Origin of the sequence: Streptomyces sp. NPDC051907 (assembly GCF_040681075.1) — a bacterium.
In the GTDB taxonomy this organism is placed as follows: Bacteria; Actinomycetota; Actinomycetes; order Streptomycetales; family Streptomycetaceae; genus Streptomyces.
In genome coordinates, this window is sequence record NZ_JBFAYB010000243.1 from 1 (window position 1) to 1,376 (window position 1,376).

Here is a 1,376-nt window from a genome sequence, read left to right on the forward strand (position 1 = left end):
CCTTGCCATCTCCTGCCTCTTTCAATCCGCTTAGTTTATTTTTCCATTGTTCGTGAAACCATTCGTCGTCTTTGTCAGCGACTTTATGATTCTTCAAGATATCCTTGTCTTTAAAATCTAGGACATTTTTTTCTTTTTGCGTTGTCATAATAACACCTCATATTTTAGCTTCTAAGCGATTTTAGTTAGTTCGTGGTAAATTATCCACGAAATGGTTTAAGCGCTCAATGTAACCGCAATTTTCATGATTTAATGCTATTCTGTCAGTTCTTTCACTACTAACTCTACTTTCCAGGTCTTTGTATCTCCAGAAAGTCCACCATGCTCAAAGCTTGTTCTGCGAATAACGTTGTAATTATCATCATTCCAAATTCCAGCATCTGTCAGTCCATCAATTAATGCTTTAGAAGCTGGTTCATAATTTGGTGGATCATATTTAAAGCGTTTGGGTGGATAAATTACGACGAACACATCGCAACGGTGTTTCTCATGAAATTGCTCAAATACTTCATCTGACTGGTCTAGCCATTCATGAGCTGTTCTACATGCAATCCGTCTTAAACGCTGTTTAGTATTATTGGCTGCAATTCTTGAACCATAAGTTGTGCCCTTGTTATCATTCTCATTTATCATTTCTTTTCTGAGAAAGTTAAATTCAAACTTCACTTGCTTCTCCAAATCTAACAATTGCAGGCATCTGATCCATGCGATTAAGAATAAAAATAATCTCATGCTCAGATTTCTCTGCCAGCTTCTGCTTTTTAATTCTTCCGAGTGGGTAATGTTCGTTTTCCCACTGCTCAATGATCATTGTTTTCATTGCTTCTCCTAGAATGGCAATTGACTAACACGCTTATCTTTAATGTTTTCAAAATTGAATGCTTTTTTTCCAATACCTCTGAACAAACGGCTATATGTCCTGTTGTGATATTTTTTTCTTATTTCATCACTTTTTAGATTAGTGGTAATAATTGTCTTAGTCCTTGCATCCAAAACTTCTGTCAGTAAAGACATCGACCATTCTGTTATTTTCTCGCTTCCAATATCATCAATAACTAATAAGTCAGTATTTCTAAAAACTTCCATGAAGTATTCAGTTGAATAAAAGCTGTCTTTATTATCAAAACTATCTTTGATTAAGTGAAGAACCTCTGACCAACTTGCAAAAATAACGGTTAAATCAGTATGCTGCAAACAATCTTTTAAGATGCTCATGGCTAGGTGACTTTTCCCTGTTCCTGCTGGCCCGCTTACTACTGTGTTTCCCTCACCGCCAGTATAATAATATTCAGATACTTCTTTTGCGAACGCCAAAGCTCTCTTTTCTTCGTCAGTTACTGCATTAAAATTTTCAAAACTTGCTTTTTTTATTGTCA

General features: G+C 35.6%; 3 protein-coding genes. All 3 read right to left on the bottom strand.

Going from position 1 to position 1,376, the window contains the following annotated elements; all coding sequences use genetic code 11:
* Positions 1 to 255 precede the first annotated feature (255 nt).
* The gene (locus AB0M39_RS42085) at positions 256 to 666 is read right to left on the bottom strand and encodes a hypothetical protein (protein WP_352038550.1); all 411 of its coding nucleotides are present in this window, start codon (positions 664 to 666) and stop codon (positions 256 to 258) included.
* Positions 656 to 820, bottom strand: coding sequence for a hypothetical protein (locus AB0M39_RS42090; RefSeq protein WP_305196091.1), 165 nt, complete (start codon positions 818 to 820; stop codon positions 656 to 658). Before AB0M39_RS42090 ends, AB0M39_RS42085 begins: the two co-directional genes overlap by 11 nt.
* An 8-nt stretch (positions 821 to 828) precedes the next feature.
* Positions 829 to 1,376, bottom strand: a 548-nt coding sequence (locus AB0M39_RS42095; RefSeq protein ID WP_365374509.1) for an ATP-binding protein, incomplete at its 5' end; no start/stop codon positions are given.